The 18,302-nt window shown below is 70.4% G+C and carries 15 protein-coding genes; 14 read left to right on the plus strand and 1 reads right to left on the minus strand.

Features of this window, described 5'->3' with window-relative positions; genetic code table 11:
* Positions 1 to 7 precede the first annotated feature (7 nt).
* The 14 genes from O9344_RS05625 (at position 8) to O9344_RS05690 (ending at position 15,977) form a co-directional block, all read left to right on the plus strand.
* Complete coding sequence (locus tag O9344_RS05625) at positions 8 to 244, plus strand: hypothetical protein (RefSeq protein ID WP_298473973.1); 237 nt, start codon at positions 8 to 10, stop codon at positions 242 to 244.
* Between the two features lie 85 nt (positions 245 to 329).
* Positions 330 to 635, plus strand: coding sequence for a PepSY domain-containing protein (locus O9344_RS05630; RefSeq protein ID WP_298473975.1), 306 nt, complete (start codon positions 330 to 332; stop codon positions 633 to 635).
* 33 nt (positions 636 to 668) lie between these two features.
* Positions 669 to 1,346, plus strand: coding sequence for a response regulator transcription factor (locus tag O9344_RS05635; RefSeq protein WP_298473979.1), 678 nt, complete (start codon positions 669 to 671; stop codon positions 1,344 to 1,346).
* Between the two features lies 1 nt (position 1,347).
* Positions 1,348 to 2,736: a sensor histidine kinase gene (locus tag O9344_RS05640; protein ID WP_298473981.1), complete on the plus strand. Its 1,389-nt coding sequence runs from the start codon at positions 1,348 to 1,350 to the stop codon at positions 2,734 to 2,736.
* Between the two features lie 89 nt (positions 2,737 to 2,825).
* A complete protein-coding gene (locus O9344_RS05645; protein ID WP_298473984.1) occupies positions 2,826 to 3,272 on the plus strand; it encodes a glycine zipper 2TM domain-containing protein in 447 nt (148 codons plus the stop codon).
* 162 nt (positions 3,273 to 3,434) lie between these two features.
* Positions 3,435 to 4,811, plus strand: a complete 1,377-nt coding sequence (locus O9344_RS05650) for a hypothetical protein (protein ID WP_298473987.1) — start codon at positions 3,435 to 3,437, stop codon at positions 4,809 to 4,811.
* A gap of 158 nt (positions 4,812 to 4,969) precedes the next feature.
* Positions 4,970 to 6,073: a c-type cytochrome biogenesis protein CcmI gene (gene ccmI / locus O9344_RS05655; RefSeq protein WP_298473990.1), complete on the plus strand. Its 1,104-nt coding sequence runs from the start codon at positions 4,970 to 4,972 to the stop codon at positions 6,071 to 6,073.
* Between the two features lie 35 nt (positions 6,074 to 6,108).
* Positions 6,109 to 6,582: a cytochrome c maturation protein CcmE gene (ccmE, locus tag O9344_RS05660; protein WP_298474075.1), complete on the plus strand. Its 474-nt coding sequence runs from the start codon at positions 6,109 to 6,111 to the stop codon at positions 6,580 to 6,582.
* Entirely contained in the window at positions 6,582 to 8,567 is a 1,986-nt protein-coding gene (locus O9344_RS05665) for a heme lyase CcmF/NrfE family subunit (RefSeq protein WP_298473993.1), read from the plus strand. Before ccmE ends, O9344_RS05665 begins: the two co-directional genes overlap by 1 nt.
* A 5-nt stretch (positions 8,568 to 8,572) precedes the next feature.
* Positions 8,573 to 9,046 (plus strand): cytochrome c-type biogenesis protein, encoded by a 474-nt coding sequence (locus O9344_RS05670; RefSeq protein ID WP_298473996.1) that lies wholly within the window; start codon positions 8,573 to 8,575, stop codon positions 9,044 to 9,046.
* A 111-nt stretch (positions 9,047 to 9,157) separates the two neighbouring features.
* Positions 9,158 to 10,699 carry a Do family serine endopeptidase gene (locus O9344_RS05675; RefSeq protein ID WP_298473999.1) on the plus strand — a complete coding sequence of 514 codons (1,542 nt, stop codon included), beginning with the start codon at positions 9,158 to 9,160 and terminating at the stop codon, positions 10,697 to 10,699.
* Positions 10,700 to 10,901: 202 nt separating this feature from the next.
* A complete protein-coding gene (locus O9344_RS05680; RefSeq protein WP_298474077.1) occupies positions 10,902 to 11,576 on the plus strand; it encodes a response regulator transcription factor in 675 nt (224 codons plus the stop codon).
* Between the two features lie 53 nt (positions 11,577 to 11,629).
* Complete coding sequence (locus O9344_RS05685; RefSeq protein ID WP_298474002.1) at positions 11,630 to 13,033, plus strand: HAMP domain-containing sensor histidine kinase; 1,404 nt, start codon at positions 11,630 to 11,632, stop codon at positions 13,031 to 13,033.
* Entirely contained in the window at positions 13,002 to 15,977 is a 2,976-nt protein-coding gene (locus O9344_RS05690; protein WP_298474005.1) for a bifunctional [glutamine synthetase] adenylyltransferase/[glutamine synthetase]-adenylyl-L-tyrosine phosphorylase, read from the plus strand. The genes O9344_RS05685 and O9344_RS05690 overlap by 32 nt, the downstream gene beginning before the upstream one ends.
* Before the next feature lie 12 nt (positions 15,978 to 15,989).
* On the opposite strand, the gene O9344_RS05695 is transcribed toward O9344_RS05690, so the two are convergent.
* Positions 15,990 to 18,296 carry an ATP-binding protein gene (locus O9344_RS05695; protein ID WP_298474008.1) on the minus strand — a complete coding sequence of 769 codons (2,307 nt, stop codon included), beginning with the start codon at positions 18,294 to 18,296 and terminating at the stop codon, positions 15,990 to 15,992.
* Positions 18,297 to 18,302: the final 6 nt, after the last annotated feature.

Below are 18,302 nucleotides of genomic sequence, written 5' to 3' on the forward strand. Positions count from 1 at the left end.
ACCTGCCATGTCTGATCTCGACATCGATCGTTCGAGCTTTCGCCTCGCGCCGATCCTCGCCAGCCGCACCGTCTGGTCGAGCCTCGTCGGCATGGGCTGTTTTGTCGGCTCCATTGCCGGCGTCCAGACCGAGCTGATCGACCAGGGCGCGCTCGCCGAGGCCCTGCTCCAGGCGGCGACCGCCCTCGGTTTCGTCAGCTCCATCGTCTTCCGCGTCGTTGCGACGCGGAAGCTGGCGCCCTGATCGCGGCATCGATGAACGGCCATTCATCCGGGGTTCAGACCGGCGGGCTAGGGTCGCGGCTCACCCTCGCCCTGGTCCGTTCCCGATGACGCTGGTCCGTCGCACCGCTCTCGCCGTCGCCGCGCTTGCCCTCTGGGCGGCGCCGGCGCTCGCCGACGAGGCGTGCCTGTCGCCGGCCGAAAGGCGCGCGGCGGTGTCGGGCGGGCAGGCCATCCCCCTCGCGCAGGCCCAGCGGGCGCTCCGCCCCGAGCATCGCGGCGAGGTGCTCCAGGCGCGCCTCTGCCGCGCCGATGCCGGGCTGGTCTACCTGCTGACAGTCATGCAGCGCCATGGCAAGGTCGTCCGCGTGCGCATCGATGCGAAGAGCGGCCAGATCGTCCAGGTCCGCTGACGCCGCGCCCGAGCCTTTCAGGAGATTTCAGCCTTGCGCCTGCTCGTCGTCGAGGACGATCCCGACCTCAACCGCCAGATCACCACCGCCCTGACCGACGCCGGCTATGTCGTCGACCGCGCCTTCGACGGCGAAGAGGGCTATTATCTCGGCGACAGCGAACCCTATGACGCCATCGTCCTCGATATCGGCCTGCCGAAGATGGACGGCATCTCCGTGCTCGAGCAGTGGCGGCGTTCGGGGCGCACCATGCCGGTGCTGATTCTCACGGCCCGCGACCGCTGGTCCGACAAGGTCCAGGGCTTCGACGCCGGCGCCGACGATTATGTGCCGAAACCCTTCCATATGGAGGAGGTGCTGGCCCGCCTGCGCGCCCTGCTGCGCCGCGCCGCAGGCCAGGCGACCAACGAGTTCACCTGCGGCCCCGTCCGCCTCGACGCCCGTGCCGGCCGCGTCACCGTCGACGGCAACCCGGTGAAGCTGACCTCGCACGAATACCGGCTGCTCGCCTATCTGATGCACCAGCAGGGCAAGGTGGTCTCCCGCACCGAACTGGTCGAGCACATCTACGATCAGGATTTCGATCGGGATTCCAACACGATCGAGGTCTTCATCGGGCGCCTGCGCAAGAAGCTCGGCGTCGACGTGATCCAGACCGTTCGCGGCCTCGGCTACATCCTCCAGCCGCCGCCTGCTGCCGCGGGCGGCTGAGATGGCGACAGCGCCCCGCGCGCCGTCGCTGGCGCGGCGCCTTATCCTTCTGGCCCTCGCCTTCGCGCTCGTGCTGCTGACGCTGACCGGCTTCGTCCTTGCCACCGTCAACCGCGCCTCGGTCGAGCGCGGCTTCGACCGCCGCCTCGGCGTCTATGTGAAGCTGCTCATCGCCGACCTCGCCGGCGCTGTGGACGATACGCAGATCGTCGTCGGCGCCAATCTCGGCGAGCCGCTGTTCGAGCTGCCGCAATCCGGCTGGTACTGGCAGATCATCCGCACCGATGCCGGCCGCAACGAGGTGCGCGCCTCGCGTTCGCTCTTCGACGGCCGCCTGCCGCCCCTTGGCCCCGAGGCGGTGGCGGATGGGCCGACCCGGTCGCGCGAGGGCTATCTCGACGGGCCGAACAATGTTCGCCTGCGCGCCGTCGAACGCACCATCGAGCTCGGCGAGGACGGCGATTTCACCGTGCTGGTGGCCGGTCCCTCCGAGGACATTGCCGTCGCGGTGCGCGAATTCACCCTGACGCTGGTCGGCACACTGCTGCTGCTGGCGGTGGGCATGGCGGGCGCCGCCCTCCTCCAGGTGCGCGTCGGCCTGCAACCGCTGCAGACGCTTGTGGGCGGCCTCACCGCGATCCGCAAGGGCGAGCAGGACCATCTCGCCGGCGCCTTCCCGGTCGAGATCGCGCCGCTCGCCCGCGAGGTCAACGCGCTGATCGACAGCAACCGCGAGATCGTCGAGCGCTCGCGCACCCATGTCGGCAATCTCGCCCATGCGCTGAAGACGCCGCTCTCGGTCATCCAGAACGAGGCGACGGGGCGCACCGATCCGCTCGCCGCCAAGGTGGTCGAACAAGCGCAGATCATGCGCGACCAGGTGAACCACCATCTCGACCGCGCCCGCGCCGCCGCCCGCGCCCGCGTCGCCACCACCCTCGTCCCGGTCGAGGAGGTGGTGGGGGGCCTTGCCCGCACCATGCAGAAGATCCACCGGGATCGCGACCTCGCGGTGGACGCCGAGATCCCTGCCGGCGTGACGTTTCGCGGCGAGCGCAACGATCTCGAGGAAATGGTCGGCAACCTCGTCGACAATGCCTGCAAATGGGCCGCGTCCCGCGTCGTGGTGACCGCCGCCCGCGAGGAAAGCCCGACCGAGGCCGACCGCGCCTACTTCACCATCATCGTCGATGATGACGGGCCGGGCCTGACGCCTGAGCAGCGCGCCACCGTCGGCCAACGCGGCAAACGGCTCGACGAGACCAAGCCCGGCTCCGGCCTTGGCCTCTCCATCGTCTCCGAGCTCGCAGGCCTCTATGGCGGCGGCCTCACCCTCGACGCCGCGCCGACCGGGGGCCTCCGGGCTCTGCTGCGCTTGCCGGCGGTGTGAGGGTGCGCCCCCAATTCGCCTAAATCCGCTGGAGAGTAGCGACCGCCTTTCCGGCGGCCTTCGCCGCCATTCAGCAACGGACACTCTCCATGAAGCTTCGCCTCGTCGCCGCCACCGTCCTGATCGGCCTCACGGTCGCCGGATGCGAGACCCGCGAGCAGGGCGGCACCGCCGTCGGCGCCGTGGCCGGCGCCCTCATCGGGTCGCAGTTCGGCGGTGGCCCGGGTGAGCGGCTGGCCGCCGGTCTTGCCGGCGCCGCCATCGGTGGCCTTATCGGCAATGCCATCGGCCGCGACCTCGACGCCCAGGACCGCCAGCGCGCCTACGAGGCCGAGCGCGTCGTCTGGGTCGAGGGCCGCCGCTCCGAATGGCGCTCGGAAAAGGCCTATGGCTATGTCGAGCCCGGCCGGGCCTACTATCGCGGCGCCAATTACTGCCGCGAGTATACCCACACAATCTACATTGGCGGCCGCCCCCAGACGGCGGTTGGCACCGCCTGCCGCAATCCGGACGGCAGCTGGACGCCGGTGGGCTGAGGTCCGCGGCAGGCCGTCGCAGCGGGTCCGCCGGGTCGCCGGCGGGCTTGCGGTCGCCACCACTTTTTAACGCCCCGGCGTTAACGTGGTGGCCCCATGACTGACGCCGCCGCGGTCAAAGCCACAGCCGACAGTTCAGCCGCTCCGTCCGCGATGGAGCGCTTGCGGTCCTATTTGTCCGCGCTTCCCGACGCCGCCAAGCAACTGCTCTCCGCCGAGATCGCCCGCGCCCGCTCCCGCGGCGAGGACGTGCCCGGCGGCGATCTCATTCTTGCCGCCCTCGGCACCGCAGCACCTGCCGCCCAGCCCGCCGCGCCTGGCGAGCGGCCCGACGCCACGCCGCGATTCCTGTTCCGGTCGCTCGAGCCCTTCCTCATCGACGAGCGGCTGGAGACCAAGGCCCGCGGCCGCATCATGCGCGGCTCGCTGCAGGCCATCTGGACCTATTTCAAGCGCGACCTGCAGCCCGACGCCATGGCCGAGCTGGAGCGCATCTCCCGCGCCGCCGAGGATGGCGGTGACGAGGCGCCCGTCGCCTCAGCCATCGCCCAGGTCCTGCCGACGCTTGCCGCCTCCGCCCAGGCCGCTCTCGACCAGGCTGCGCGCAGTGAGCAGGACAGGAAACGCCTCACCGTCCGCCTCGGTGACGATCGGGTGAAGGAGGATCTCATCGACATCCTCGCCATCCTGGCGGAGCAGCAGATCATTGCCGGCTCGGTGTCCAGGGCGCCGAACGGCATCAAGAACCTCGCCGAGGAGGGCCTCGCCAACGCCCGGGCCATGCTGGAGCCGATCGCCACCCATCGGCCACAGGCGCTGCCCTACTGCCTCGCCCTGCTGCAGAACCGTCTGGTGCACCGGGCCCAGCTCGCAAGGCTCGCGGTGCTCGTTGCCGAGAGCGACGACCCCGTGAAGATCGCGGCGACGCCCTACAAGGCGGCGGTCGACCTCGTCATCGCCGATATCGAACGGGCGACGCAGCGCGTCTCGCGGGCCCTGAAGGAGGGCAATGGCGAGCGGGCCCAGGCAGGCATCAAGGAATTCCACGATTCGATCCGCTCGCTGCGCACCGACATGAGCCTTGTCGGGGAGGGCGTCTGGCAGAAGCGGCTCGGCATGCTGCGCGCCGACCTGTCCGGCCTGCTCTCGGCGCAGATCGAGAATCTGCCCGGCGAGGTCCGCCGTGTGCTGCGTCCGCGCCAGAAGTCCGACCATCCGATGGCGCCGCTCAGCGAGGAGACGGTGCAGGAGATCGAGGGGCGGCTCGACCTGCTCATCTGCTGCCGCAACCATGCTTCCGAGATCGCGCTGAACGAGATCACCTCGCGCGTTTTCTCCGAGATCCAGGGCTATCTCGATCCGACCCTGACCCAGTTGATGGACAGCATCCGCGCCGCCCCCGACACCGATCGGGAGCTGAAGATCAGCCAGATCGAGGCTGCGGTGCGCTTCTCGGCGCGCATTTTCGGCCAGAGCTATGCCCAGCTCCTGCAGAAGGCCGCTGACGTCGCCATCGCCTCGGGCAAGGCGGCCCGCTGAGCCCCCGCGCACCCTTGCGCCACATCAAATCCCGCTGAGCGCGACAACCCGGACGTTGTAGCCGGATGGGGTGCTGGTCTAATTGGGATCATTCCAAGTAGGGTGGCGTCACGGTTTGGCCCCCCGCTGAACCCATAAACGGGACGTCGTCGCAGTCCATGGACGGTTCTATCGGCATCTGGCTCGCGATCGCGGCCATGACCTGCGCCGCGGTCTTCGCCGTTCTCATTCCCCTGTCGCGCCGGACGGACACCGCCGCCGATGCCCGCGACGTCGAGGTCTATAAGGACCAGCTCGCCGAGGTCGACCGCGATGCCGCCGCCGGCCTCATCGGGCCGGCCGAGGCTGAAGCCGCGCGCATCGAGGTCTCCCGCCGTCTCATCGCCGCCGCCGAACGGGCTGGCGCCTCTGGTGCTGCCGGCGAGGGCATGTCGCGCCGCCGGCGCATCGCCGCCATCGCCGCCATCGTTGTCGTGCCGGCCATCGCGGCACTCGCCTATGGCCTGCGCGGCCAGCCCGGCTATCCCGGCCAGCCGCTCGCCGAGCGCCAGCGCGCCGCCCCGCAGCAAAGCGACGTCGCCACGCTCATCGGCCGCATCGAGGCCCATCTCGCGACCAATCCCGAGGATGGCCGCGGCTGGGAGGTCGTCGCCCCGGTCTATCTGCGCATGGGGCGCCTGCCCGATGCGGTGCGCGCCTATTCCAATGCCATGCGGCTGCTTGGGGTCACCGCCGACCGTCAGGCCGATCTCGCGGAGGCGCAGACCATCGCCGCCGGCGGCGTCGTCAGTGCCGAGGCCAAGGCCGGCTTCGAGCGGGCGCTCGCCCTCGGCCCCGGCCATCCCAAGGCCGGCTATTTCCTGGGGCTGGCCTCCGAGCAGGACGGCAAGCCCGAGGAGGCGAAGGCTCGGTGGACGCGGATGATCGGCGAGGCGCCGGCCGATGCGCCCTGGCTCGGCCTGCTGCGCTCCGAGATCGCCCGGCTCGGCGGCACTGCGCCGGCTGCCGCGGCCCCCGCACCTCAGGCAACGCCGGGACCGGCCCAGATCCGCGCCATGGTCGACGGCCTCGCCCAACGCCTTGCCGCCGATGGCTCGGATTTCGACTCTTGGCTCCGGCTGGTTCGCTCCTATGTGGTTCTCGGAGAGGGCGACAAGGCCCGCGAGGCCGCGGCCAGCGCCCGCCGGCTTTTCGCCGCCGAGGCCGAGAAGATCGCCCGCCTCGACAGTCTGGTGAATGAACTGGGGATCGGTGGATCATGACGACGATCGGCACGCCCGCGCCCGCCTCCCGCGGCATGACGCGCAAGCAGCGGCGGCTGACCCTCATCGGCCTCGCCCTTGGTGTGCTCGGCCTCGCCGCCGGCCTGGTGCTCTATTCGCTGTCGGGCTCGATCACCCTGTTCCAGTCGCCGACGGACGTCGTCGAGAAGAACCTCCAGCCGGGAACGCGCATGCGGCTCGGCGGTCTCGTCGAGGGCGGCTCGGTCCGCCGCGGCGAGAACATGGAGGTCGCCTTCGCCATCACCGATGGGCGCACCACCATCCCCGTCGCCTATCGCGGCATCCTTCCCGACCTGTTCCGCGAGGGGCAGGGTGTCGTCACCGAGGGCGTGCTGGGGCCCGACCGCTCCTTCCGCGCCGACAGCGTGCTCGCCCGGCACGATGAGAACTACATGCCGAAGGAAGTGGCCGACAGCCTGAAACGGCAGGGCCACTGGAAGCCGGGCGATCCGGCCCCCAACCCCAACGCCCCCGCGAGGCAGCGCTGATGTCCCCCGAGATCGGTCACTATGCCCTCGTCCTGGGCCTCGCCCTCGCCCTCTTCCAGTCGGTCGTGCCCATCTGGGGCAGCCGCAAGGGCGACGCGACGCTCATGGCCACGGCCCCCTCCGTCGCGCTCGGCCAGTTCGTCTTCGTGACGCTGGCTTTCGCCGTCCTCACCCACGCCTATCTCGTCTCGGATTTCTCGGTCGAGAACGTCTATCTCAACAGCCACTCGAGCAAGCCGCTCATCTACAAGATCTCCGGCGTCTGGGGGAACCATGAGGGCTCGATGCTCCTCTGGGTGGTGATTCTCACCCTGTTCTCCGCCCTCGTCGCGCTGTTCGGCCGCAACCTGCCGCTGTCTCTGAAGGCCAATGTGCTGGCTGTGCAGGGCTGGATCACGGTGGCCTTCCTCGTCTTCATCCTGAAGACCTCCAACCCCTTCGCCCGCCTCGCGCCCGCCCCCTTCGAGGGCCGCGACCTCAACCCGCTCCTTCAGGATGTCGGCCTCGCGATCCACCCGCCGCTGCTCTACCTCGGCTATGTCGGCTTCTCGATGTCCTTCGCCTTCGCCGTGGCGGCGCTCATCGACGGCAAGATCGACGCCGCCTGGGCGCGCTGGGTCAGGCCCTGGACGCTGGTCGCCTGGATCTTCCTCACCGCTGGCATCTCCATGGGCTCCTACTGGGCCTATTACGAGCTCGGCTGGGGCGGCTGGTGGTTCTGGGACCCGGTCGAGAACGCGTCCCTCATGCCCTGGCTCGCCGGCACGGCGCTGCTCCACTCCGCCATCGTCATGGAGAAGCGCGAGGCGCTGAAGGTCTGGACGGTGCTGCTCGCCATCCTCACCTTCTCGCTCTCCCTGCTCGGCACCTTCCTCGTACGATCCGGCGTGCTGACCTCGGTCCACGCCTTCGCGGTGGATCCCGAGCGCGGCGTCTTCATCCTCGCCATCCTCGTCGCCTTCATCGGCGGCTCGCTGGCGCTCTATGCCTGGCGCGCGCCGCTGCTCAAGCAGGGCGGCCTCTTCGCCCCGGTCTCGCGCGAGGGGGCCCTGGTCTTCAACAACCTCTTCCTCACCGCCTCATGTGCCGCCGTCTTCGTCGGCACGCTCTATCCGCTGGCGCTGGAGACGCTCACCGGGGCCAAGATCTCGGTCGGCCCGCCCTTCTTCAACTGGACCTTCGGGCCGCTGATGGTGCCGCTGGTCATCGCCATGACCTTCGGGCCGCTGGTCGCCTGGAAGCGCGGTGACCTGCTCGCCGTCGCCCAGCGCCTCACCGTCGCGCTCGTCGTCGGCATCGCCGCCATCGCCGTGACCTATGCGGTCACCACCGGCGGCCCGGTTCTGGCGCCGCTCTTCGTCGGCCTTGCCGCCTTCATCATCGTCGGCGCCATGGTCGATATTGCCGAGCGCACCCAGCTGTTCCGCGCCCCGGCTTCCGTCAGCTTCGCCCGTGCCCGCGGCCTGCCGCGCGCCGCCTGGGGTACGGCGGTTGCCCATGCCGGCGTCGGCGTCATGCTGCTCGGCATCGTCGGCGAGACCGCCTACAAGCAGGAAACCATCGTGCAGATGCGCCCGGGCGACAGCGTCCAGGTCGCCGGCTACGACCTGACCCTTCAGGCGCTGGTGCCGGTCCAGGGGCCGAACTACCGCGACCTCGTCGCCCGCCTCCAGGTGCGCGAGGGCGGCGTGCCGGTCGGCATGATGGAGCCGGCGAAGCGCCTCTACACCGCCCGCAACATGCCGACGACGGAAGCCGCGCTGAAGACGCGCGGCGTCTCCCAGCTCTATGTCTCGCCGGGTGACGCCACCGCCGACGGCTCCATCGCCATGCGCTTCTTCTACAAGCCGATGGTGCTGCTCATCTGGATCGGCACGCTGGTGATGATGCTCGGCGGCCTCCTGTCACTCTCCGACCGGCGCCTGCGCGTCGGCGCGCCGAAGCCCTCGGCCCGCCGTGCCGCGGCCGTGCAGGCGGCGGAGTGAGGCCGATGCGCCGCATCGCCCCGCTCGCCGCGCTGATGATGGCGCTGACCCTTGCGGCGCCCGCCCGGGCCGTGCTGCCGGGCGAGCGTCTCGCCGATCCGGCGCTGGAGCAGCGGGCGCGCACTCTCAGCCAGGACCTGCGCTGCCTCGTCTGCCAGAACCAGTCGATCGACGACAGCGACGCCCCACTCGCCCGCGACCTCCGCGTCCTCGTGCGCGAGCGGCTGAAGGCCGGCGACAGCGACAGCCAGGTGATGGACTTCCTCGTCGCCCGCTACGGCGAGTTCGTGCTGCTGCGGCCGCGCTTCGCCTGGCACACCCTGGTGCTCTGGGGCGCGCCGATCCTGTTCCTGGCCGGCGGCGGGATCTATCTCCTCCTCGCCGTGCGCCGACGCCGGGTGACGCCGGCCTCTGCGGTGGCGCCGCTCTCCGAGGAGGAGAAGGCACGGCTCGCCGCGGCACTGAAGGCCGAGGGCTGACCTTACGAAGATGTAATGCGCCCGACAGGGTCGCGTAATCTCGCCTCCTCCATGGTGACGCCATACACGGACGCAACCCCGTGTCCCGGCTTCCCCCATGGAGACTGTCGCATGACCTCCCCCACCACCACGACCCGCGGCGCCCGCATCCGCGCCGCCCTGCTCGGCACCGTTGCCATCGCCGCCGTCGGCGCCGGCATCGTCGCCTGGCAGCCGGTCCGCGCGCCCTTCGTCGCCAGCGCCACCGCCCAGGGCGTCCAGACCGCGCCGATGTCCTTCGCCGATGTCGTCGAGCGGGTGAAGCCCGCCGTCGTCTCCGTCCGCGTCACCCAGGCCGCCCCGCAGGCGATGAACTATCGCGAGCTGCCGGGCATGGGCGAGGACGAGAACGGCGACATGGAGCGCTTCATGCGCCGCTTCGGCGAGCAGTTCCGCAACGACCCGCGCTTCGGCGGTCCCCGCGGCGGCCAGGGCCCGCAGCGCGGCGGCCCGCGCGCCATGTCGCAGGGCTCGGGCTTCTTCATCTCGGCTGACGGCTTCATCGTCACCAACAACCACGTCGTGCGCGGCGCCACCGAGGCCGACGTTGTCCTCGATGACGGCCGCACCGTGAAGGCCCGCGTCGTCGGCACCGACGAGCGCACCGACCTCGCCCTGCTGAAAGCCGAGGGCCGCGACTTCCCCTTCGTGCCCTTCGCCCGCACCGCTCCGCGCATCGGCGACTGGGTGCTCGCCGTCGGCAATCCCTTCGGCCTCGGCGGCACGGTGACCGCCGGCATCGTCTCGGCCCGCGGCCGCGACATCGGCTCGGGTCCCTATGACGACTTCATCCAGATCGACGCAGCGGTGAACCGCGGCAATTCCGGTGGCCCGACCTTCAACGTCAATGGCGAGGTCATCGGCGTGAACACCGCGATCTTCTCGCCCTCGGGCGGCAATGTCGGCATCGCCTTCGCTATCCCCTCGGAGACGACGCAGACTGTCGTCGCGGCGCTGCGCGATGGCGGATCGGTCCAGCGCGGCTGGATCGGCGTGCAGATCCAGGGCCTCACCCCTGACATCGCCGAGAGCCTGCGCCTCGCCAAGCCGGAGGGCGCGCTCGTCGCCGGCATCCAGCCGGGCAGCCCGGCCGCTGCCAGCGACCTCAAGCCCTCCGACGTCATCATCGCGGTCGATGGCCAGCCGGTGAAGGACGCCCGCGAACTCACCCGCCGCATCGGCGCGGCCCGCCCCGGCACCACGGTACGCCTCGGCGTCATCCGTGACGGCGCCGAGCGCAACGTGGCGCTCACCCTCGGCCGCCTGCCGGGCGAGGGCCAGATGGCCGCCCTGCAGGACGGCCGTCGCGACCGCCGCTCCGACGCGACGCCCGACACGGCGCCGATCGGCCCGCGCCTCGGCCTCTCGGTCGAGCCCGCCGGCCGTGGCCAGGGCCTGGTCGTGACCGAGGTCGAGCCCGGCGGCCCCGCCGCCCAGCGCGGCATCCGCCCCGGCGACGTCATTCTCGACGTTGCCGGCCGCTCGGTCGCCTCGCTGCGCGATGTGCGGGAAGCGCTGGGTGCTGCCCGCGCCGATGGACGCCGGTCCGCGCTGATCCGCCTGCGCTCCGGCGAGGGTCAGCGCTTCGTCGCCATCCCGCTCGATCCGGGCTGAGAAAAATCCGTGCCGGCGTCGAACCTTTTCGGCGCCGGCCGCCACTCACGAGGGATCCCGGTGGCAACCCCAGTCGCCCCCCGCTGCCGGGATCCTCTCGCGCGGGGCGGTCGGTCACCATGCCGGCCGCCCCGTTTTTTGCGTTCCGCGCGCCGTATCGCCGTCTCGCAAAGCGCCCGAGGGGCCGTGTAACATGCAGACCATGCGCATCCTGATCATCGAGGACGACCGCGAGGCCGCGTCCTATCTCACCAAAGCCTTCCGCGAGGCCGGCCATGTCGCCGACCACGCCGCCGATGGCGAGGATGGCCTCGCCATGGCCATGGATGGCCCCTACGACGTGCTGATCGTCGACCGCATGCTGCCGAAGAAGGACGGACTGTCGGTCATCGGCGACCTGCGTTCCGCCGGCCGCGACACGCCGGTGCTCATTCTCTCCGCGCTCGGCCAGGTCGACGACCGGGTGAAGGGCCTGCGCGCCGGCGGCGACGATTACCTGCCGAAGCCCTATTCCTTCTCCGAACTGCTCGCCCGCGTCGAGGTGCTCTCCCGCCGCCGCTCCTCCGGGAGCGCGCCGGAGACAGTCTACAAGGTCGCCGACCTCGAACTCGACCGCCTGTCGCACCGCGTCAGTCGCGGCGGCGAGGACATCATCCTCCAGCCGCGCGAGTTCCGCCTGCTCGAATATCTGATGAAGAATGCCGGGCAGGTGGTGACCCGCACCATGCTGCTCGAACACGTCTGGGACTACCATTTCGACCCGCAGACCAACGTCATCGACGTCCATGTCTCGCGCCTGCGCTCGAAGATCGACAAGGGCTTCGAGCGGCCGCTGATCCACACCATCCGCGGCGCCGGATACACGGTGCGCGCGTGACGGTGGCCGCCCCTCCGCGGCCAGCCGGACCCATCCGGCGGCGCCTGTCCGGCATGCGGTCGCTGCTGTCGACGACCGCCTTCAAGATCATCGCCGCCTATCTGTTCATCTTCGTGCTCTTCGCCGGCTTCGTCATCGGCTGGCTGGGCTTTGCCACCCAGCGCCAGCTCACCGACCAGCTCACCGAGACGATCACGGCGGAAGTGCGGGGCCTTGCGGAGCAGTTCGCGGTCGGCGGCATCCGCCGCCTCGTCGAGGTGGTGGACGAGCGCGGCAACCGACCCGGCGCCTCGCTCTACCTCGTCGCGACCTTCTCCGGCGTGCCGATCGCCGGCAATATCGGCGAGCTGCCCTCCGGCACGCTTGGTCGGCCCGGCTGGATCGAGACGGACTATCGCCGCGCCGGCGAGAGCGCCACCGACCGCCCGCACCGCGCCATCGCCCAGGTCTTCGGCCTTCCCGGCAATTTCCGCCTCCTCGTCGGCCGCGACCTGGAGGACCGTGACCGGATGCGCGACATCTTCGGCCGCGGCTTCCGCCTGTCGCTTCTCGTCGCGCTCGTCCTCGGCCTGCTCGGCGCCTATTTCGTCACCCGCCGCGTGCTCAAGCGCGTCGATGCCATGACCGACATGTCCCGCCGCATCATGGACGGCGACCTCACGGGTCGCCTGCCGACCGGTGGCTCGCGCGACGAACTCGACCGCCTCGCCGGCTCGGTGAACGACATGCTCGGCCGCATCGAGGCGCTGATGGCCGGCATGAAGGAGGTCTCGGACAACATCGCCCACGACCTCAAGACGCCGCTCACCCGCCTGCGCAACAAGGCGGAGGAGGCGCTGCGCGGCGAGGCCTCGGACGAGGCCTATCGCGCCGCGCTCACCGGCATCATCGAGGAATCGGACGGGCTCATCCGCACCTTCAACGCCCTCCTGATGATCGCCCGCGCCGAGGCCGGCAACCAGCGCGACGGCATGGCCCCCGTCGACCTCGGCGAGATCGCCCGCGGCGTCGGCGAACTCTACGAGCCGGTGGCCGATGAGGCTGGCGTGACCCTCACCGTCGCCGCCGGGCCCATGCCGGTCACCGGCAGCCGCGAACTGCTGGGCCAAGTCATCGCCAACCTCGTCGACAATGCCTTGAAATATGGCCGCGTCGAGGGCCAGGCGGGCGAGGTCACGGTCACTGTCGCGGCCGACGGGCCCGACGCCGTCCTCACCGTCGCCGATCGCGGCCCCGGCATTGCCGATGCCGACCGCGGCCGTGTGCTCGACCGCTTCGTGCGGCTGGAAACGAGCCGGTCGCGGCCCGGATCGGGCCTCGGCCTCTCCCTCGCCGCCGCTGTGGCGCGCCTCCATGGCGGTTCCATCGCCCTCGATGACAATCGGCCGGGTTTGAAGGTCACGCTGCGTCTGCCAAGGTCGGCTGATGACCCGCGTGCCGCGAACCCCTCCAGCTGATTCGACGCCTCCCCCCGGCCTCGCCGCGCGGCTGAAGGCGGCGCCGGTCCTTCCGAAGGGCGAGAGCGCGGCGAAGCGCATTGCCGCCTTCCTCGACGGCGTCGAGGACGATGGCGTCCGCGACGGCCTCGCGGCGCTGCTGAAGGCCCCGAAGGTGCGGGGCCTCGTCGCCGGGATCCTCGTCCATTCGCCCTTCCTCGCGGGGATCGCCACCCAAGATCCGGCGCACCTGCTGGCCGCCCTCACCGAACCGCCTGAGGCAGCCTTCGCCCGTGTGAAGGCGGAGGCGGTCGCCGCCTGCCGCAAGGCGCGCAGCGACGAGGGCGTCGGGCGCGCGCTGCGGCGTTTCCGCGCGGAGGTGGCGCTGCTCGTGGCGCTTGCCGACATTGGCGACGTCTGGCCGCTGGAACAGGTGACGCGGGCGCTCACCGAGACCGCCGACCTCGCCGTGGCGGAGGCCGTCGCCCATCTCATGCGCGACCTCACCGATGGCGACATCCTCGCGCCGCCCGATCCGAAGCGGCCGGAGGAGGCCTCCGGCTACATCGTCCTTGCCATGGGCAAGCACGGCGCCTTCGAGCTCAACTATTCCAGCGACATCGACCTCATCGTCTTCTTCGATCCCGACAAGGCGCCGATGGCGCCGGGCAAGGACGCCCAGCCCGCCTATGTGCGGCTGACCCAGCGCCTGGTGCGCATCCTTCAGGAGCGCACGGCCGACGGCTATGTCTTCCGCACCGACCTCCGCCTTCGCCCCGATCCCGGCGCGACGGCGGTCGCCATCTCGGTGCCGGCGGCGCTGCACTATTACGAGACCATCGGCCAGACCTGGGAGCGCTCCGCCTTCATCAAGGCGCGGCCCTGCGCCGGCGACATCGCGGCGGGTGAGGCCTTCCTGCAGGAGATGCAGCCCTTCATCTGGCGCAAATATCTCGACTACACCGCGGTGGCCGATGTCCATGCCATGAAGCGACAGATCCACGCCTTCCGCGGCCATGATGCCGTGGCGGTCGAGGGCCACAACATCAAGCTCGGCCGCGGCGGCATTCGCGAGATCGAGTTCTTCGTCCAGACCCAGCAGCTCATCGCTGGTGGCCGCAACCCTGGCTTGAGGGTGCGCGACACGATCACCGGGCTCGAGCGTCTGCGCGAGGCCGGATGGGTGGCGCCGGAGACACGCGCCGCGCTCGAAAAGGCCTATCGCTATCTGCGCCGCGTCGAGCACCGGCTGCAGATGGTGGCGGATGAGCAGACCCATTCACTGCCCGAGAGCACCGAGGGCGTCACCCGCATCGCCCAGTTCCTCGGCTATCGCGACCACGCCGCCTTCGCTGAGGCGCTGACCGCCGAGCTGCGGCCGGTGGAAGCGGCCTATGCCAGGCTCTTCGAGACCCTGCCGCCGCTCGCCGAGGTGAAGGGCACCCTGGACCTCTCGTCGGAACCACCCAAGGCGACGACCCTCGCGGGGCTCAAGGATATCGGCTTCACCGATCCGCCTGCCGCCATCGCCACCGTCCTCGGCTGGCAGAACGCCAAGTCAGGCGGCCTGCGCGCGCGCGAGGCGCGCGAGCGCGTCGCCGAACTCGCCCCCGCCCTGATCGATGCCCTGTCACGCTCGGGCGATGCGGATCTTGGCCTTCGTGCCTTCGACCGCCTGCTCAGCCGCCACTCCCAGCCGATCGAGCTGCTGGCCATCCTGCGAACCCATCCGGGCCTCTTGGAGCTGATCTCGCAGATCCTCGGCTCGGCGCCGCGCCTCGCCGACCTGCTGGGCCGCCGCGCCCATGTCCTCGACGCGCTGCTGGAGCCGGCCTTCTTCGGCGAACTGCCCTCCGATGCCGCGCTCGCCGCCCGTCTTGCCGCGACGCTGGGCGATGCAGTCGATGCCGAGGACGTGCTCGACCGTGCCCGCATCTTCGGCCAGGAGCAGCTGTTCCTGACCAGTGTGCGCGTGCTTGCCGGCACGGTCTCGGCCGAGGCCGCCGGACAGGCCTTCGCCCGCCTCGCCGAACAGCTCATCAAGGCGCTCTATGCCGCCGTCACCGGTTGGATCGCCAGCGCCCACGGCACGGTGCCGGGAATGCGCACGGCGGTGGTCGCCATGGGCAAGCTCGGTGGCCGCGAGATGACGGCCGGGTCCGACCTCGATCTCATCCTGCTCTACGACCACGATCCCGACGAGACCGCCTCGGACGGGCCGCGGCCGCTCTCCGGCAGCCACTATTTCTCCCGCCTCACCCAGCGCCTCGTCAGCGCGCTGTCGGCCCCGACCTCCGAGGGCGTGCTCTATGACGTTGACCTGCGCCTGCGGCCATCCGGCCGCTCCGGGCCCGTCGCCACCCATCTCGCCGGCTTCCGCGCCTATCAGGTCAAGGAGGCCTGGACCTGGGAGCATATGGCGCTGACCCGCGCCCGCGTCATCGCCGCCTCGCCCGGTTTCGAGCCGGAGGTGACCGAGGCGATCCGCAAGGTTCTCACCGCCAAGCGCCCGGCCAAGGCGACCCTCGCCGATATCGTCGACATGCGCCGCGCCATTGCCGAGGACAAGGGCGAGGATGACCGCTGGGATCTGAAATATGTGCGCGGCGGCCTCATCGATATCGAGTTCGTGGCGCAGGCGCTGCAACTCGTCCATGGCGCGCGCCATCCCGAGATTCTCGATCCGAACACGATGAGGGTGCTCGACCGCGCGACGACGGCGGGGCTGGTGAAGCCCGCAGAGGGTGACGTGCTGCGCGCCGCCTGCCGGCTCTACCAGCGCCTCACTCAGATCCTGCGCCTCTGCCTCGTTGAGGGCTTCGACAAGGACAAGGCCTCGCCGGGCCTCAAGCGGCTGCTGGCGCGGGCGGGCGAATTGCCGGATTTCGCGACCCTCGACGCCCATCTCGTCGAGGTGCAGAAACAGGTGCGCAAAGCCTTCGAGGCGATCGTCGGGCCGTTGTGAGGGAGGAGCTCCTCACGCCTCCGCCGTCACGGGCCCACCCACCGGCAGCCGCACCACCACCGTCGTGCCCTGTCCGACGGTGGAGCGGATGCGCAGCGAGCCGCCATGCATCTCCGCCAGCGACTTGGCGATGGCGAGGCCGAGGCCCGAGCCCTGGTGATTGCGCGAGAACTGGCTCTGCACCTGCTCGAAGGGCTTGCAGAGCTTGGTGATAGCATGGCGCGGGATGCCGATGCCGGTGTCCTCAATGGCCAGCGTGATGAAGCCGCGCGCCCGCCGCGCCCTCACCGAAATCATGCCGCCGCGGGGCGTGAACTTCACGGCGTTGGAGAGCAGGTTCAACGTGATCTGCTTCACCGCGCGGCGGTCGGCGATGAGGTCCATGCCGGTCGGCACCTCCGCCTCGATGAGGATCTCCTTGTCGGCTGCCATCTTCGAGACGACGCGCATGGTCTCGTCGAGGGTCTCGTCGAGCCGCGTCTCGACCGTCTCCAGCCGCATCCGCCCGGCCTCGATCCGCGCCATGTCGAGGATGTCGTCGATGAGGGAGAGGAGGTAGTGGCCGCTGGCGTGGATGTCCTTGGCATATTCGCCGTATTTCGGCGCGCCGAGTGGCCCGAAATGGCCCTCCTTCAGCACTTCCGAGAAGCCGATGATGGCGTTGAGCGGCGTGCGCAGCTCGTGGCTCATATTGGCCAGGAATTCCGACTTGGCGCGGCTTGCCTCCTCGGCCTGGGTCTTCTGGTCGGAATATTTCTCCGCCAGTTCGGCGAGCTGCTGGGTCTGCATCTCCAGCACGTACTGGCTCTTCTGGAGCTGGGCGACGCTGGCGCGCAGGCGCTGCTCGCTGGCGGTGAGCTGGGTCTCGTGGCGCTTCAGCGCCGTGATGTCGGTGCCGACCGAGACGAAACCGCCGCAATGGGTGCGCCGCTCGGAGATCTGCAGCCAGCGGCCATCGGCGAGCTCCATCTCGATGTCGCGCGAGCCGGGTGCGCGCTCGGAGAGAATGCGCCCCTCCTTGATCTTGGCGCCGCCGCCCGCCGCGGCGAGGATCTCGTGGTAGCACGCACCGGGCCGCGCCTCGTCCTCGCTGAGGCCGTTCAGTTCGCGGAACTTGGAATTGCACACGACGATCCGGTCCTGGTCGTCGCAGACCACGAAGGCTTCGGAGATGGTCTCGATGGCCTCGCGGATGCGGTGGTCGGCGGCGGCGTTGCGGGCGGCGATCTCGAGCTGCTCGGTAATGTCGACGACGATGCCGACGAAGCGCGGATGGCTGACGCCGGCGAGCATCAGCCCGCGGCCACGGGCGCGCAGCCAGATCCAGCGGCCATCCGCGTGGCGCATGCGGAACTGGAAATCGACGGCGTTGCGCGGATCGAGGTCGGTGAGCTCGGCGATGCCGCCGAGATAGCCGTCTTCCGGGTGGAGCAGCGGCAGCAGCTCGTCGAAGGTGACCAGGCCCTCGCGGTCGCGGAAGCCGAGGATCTCGAACATCGAGGCCGACCAGTACATCTGGCTGGTGCCGATCTCCCAGTCCCACAGGCCGCAGCCGCCGCTCTCCAGCGCCGCGTCGATGGTGGCGCGGGCATTGTGGTTGATCATGTCGGCGGTCGCGGCGCGCACCGTCTGGACGTGGAAGGCGAAGCCGATGACGAGCAGCAGCAGGCCGGTCGTCGCGAAGAGCGTGCCGAGCAGCAACGAGGAGCGGCCCCACTGGGCGAGGGCGGCATCGGTCGCCTGGACGACGTAGAGCCGGCCGGGCGAGGCCGGCAGGGCCCGCGCCACGATGATGGCGCCGCTGCCGTCGGCGAGCGCGCCATGGGTGCCGGCGCCGAGCATCGGCAGCGCAGAGCGGACAGCATCGCCAGCCGGCCGGCCGAGCCAGCGCTGGCGCAGGGAGGGCGGGGTTGCGGCGACAACGAGACCGTCGGCATCGGTGGCCAACATCGCCCGGCCGGCCTGCACGCCGATGCGCGCGGCGGTGACGTCGAGGGCGGCCTGCACGGCGGCGGCGGCCTGCGCGGCGCCGGCGGCGGCGCTGCGATGGGCGAGGTCGATCTCGACCGCTGCGGCGGCGACCTCGAGGTCGGCCTCGACCGCGTTGAGGATGTCGGTGCGGTTGTTGAGGATCTGCTGGATGGCGCCGGCGCCCATCACCACGATGAAGGCGACGATGAGGGTCGGCACGAGGCGCCGCAGCAGCGGCTCGTAGGGAGCAAGCCGCGTCTCGATCGAAGCATTGATCGAGCGCGCGAAGCCCTCTGGCCGCAAGGCATGAATCAGCGCGTCCGCGCTGGGCGCAGCATTGCGCTCCATCGCCGG

The sequence above is a fragment of the Phreatobacter sp. genome (genome assembly GCF_027532945.1).
Classification (GTDB): Bacteria; Pseudomonadota; Alphaproteobacteria; order Rhizobiales; family Phreatobacteraceae; genus Phreatobacter.

Coding starts and splice junctions, on each gene's coding strand:
- O9344_RS05680 (WP_298474077.1), top strand. CDS start 10,902: ATGCGCATCCTGATCATCGAGGACGACCGCGAGGCCGCGTCCTATCTC.
- O9344_RS05675 (WP_298473999.1), top strand. CDS start 9,158: ATGACCTCCCCCACCACCACGACCCGCGGCGCCCGCATCCGCGCCGCC.
- O9344_RS05690 (WP_298474005.1), top strand. CDS start 13,002: ATGACCCGCGTGCCGCGAACCCCTCCAGCTGATTCGACGCCTCCCCCC.
- ccmI (WP_298473990.1), top strand. CDS start 4,970: ATGGACGGTTCTATCGGCATCTGGCTCGCGATCGCGGCCATGACCTGC.
- O9344_RS05695 (WP_298474008.1), bottom strand. CDS start 18,296: ATGGAGCGCAATGCTGCGCCCAGCGCGGACGCGCTGATTCATGCCTTG.
- O9344_RS05630 (WP_298473975.1), top strand. CDS start 330: ATGACGCTGGTCCGTCGCACCGCTCTCGCCGTCGCCGCGCTTGCCCTC.
- O9344_RS05645 (WP_298473984.1), top strand. CDS start 2,826: ATGAAGCTTCGCCTCGTCGCCGCCACCGTCCTGATCGGCCTCACGGTC.
- ccmE (WP_298474075.1), top strand. CDS start 6,109: ATGACGCGCAAGCAGCGGCGGCTGACCCTCATCGGCCTCGCCCTTGGT.
- O9344_RS05685 (WP_298474002.1), top strand. CDS start 11,630: ATGCGGTCGCTGCTGTCGACGACCGCCTTCAAGATCATCGCCGCCTAT.
- O9344_RS05665 (WP_298473993.1), top strand. CDS start 6,582: ATGTCCCCCGAGATCGGTCACTATGCCCTCGTCCTGGGCCTCGCCCTC.
- O9344_RS05640 (WP_298473981.1), top strand. CDS start 1,348: ATGGCGACAGCGCCCCGCGCGCCGTCGCTGGCGCGGCGCCTTATCCTT.
- O9344_RS05625 (WP_298473973.1), top strand. CDS start 8: ATGTCTGATCTCGACATCGATCGTTCGAGCTTTCGCCTCGCGCCGATC.
- O9344_RS05670 (WP_298473996.1), top strand. CDS start 8,573: ATGCGCCGCATCGCCCCGCTCGCCGCGCTGATGATGGCGCTGACCCTT.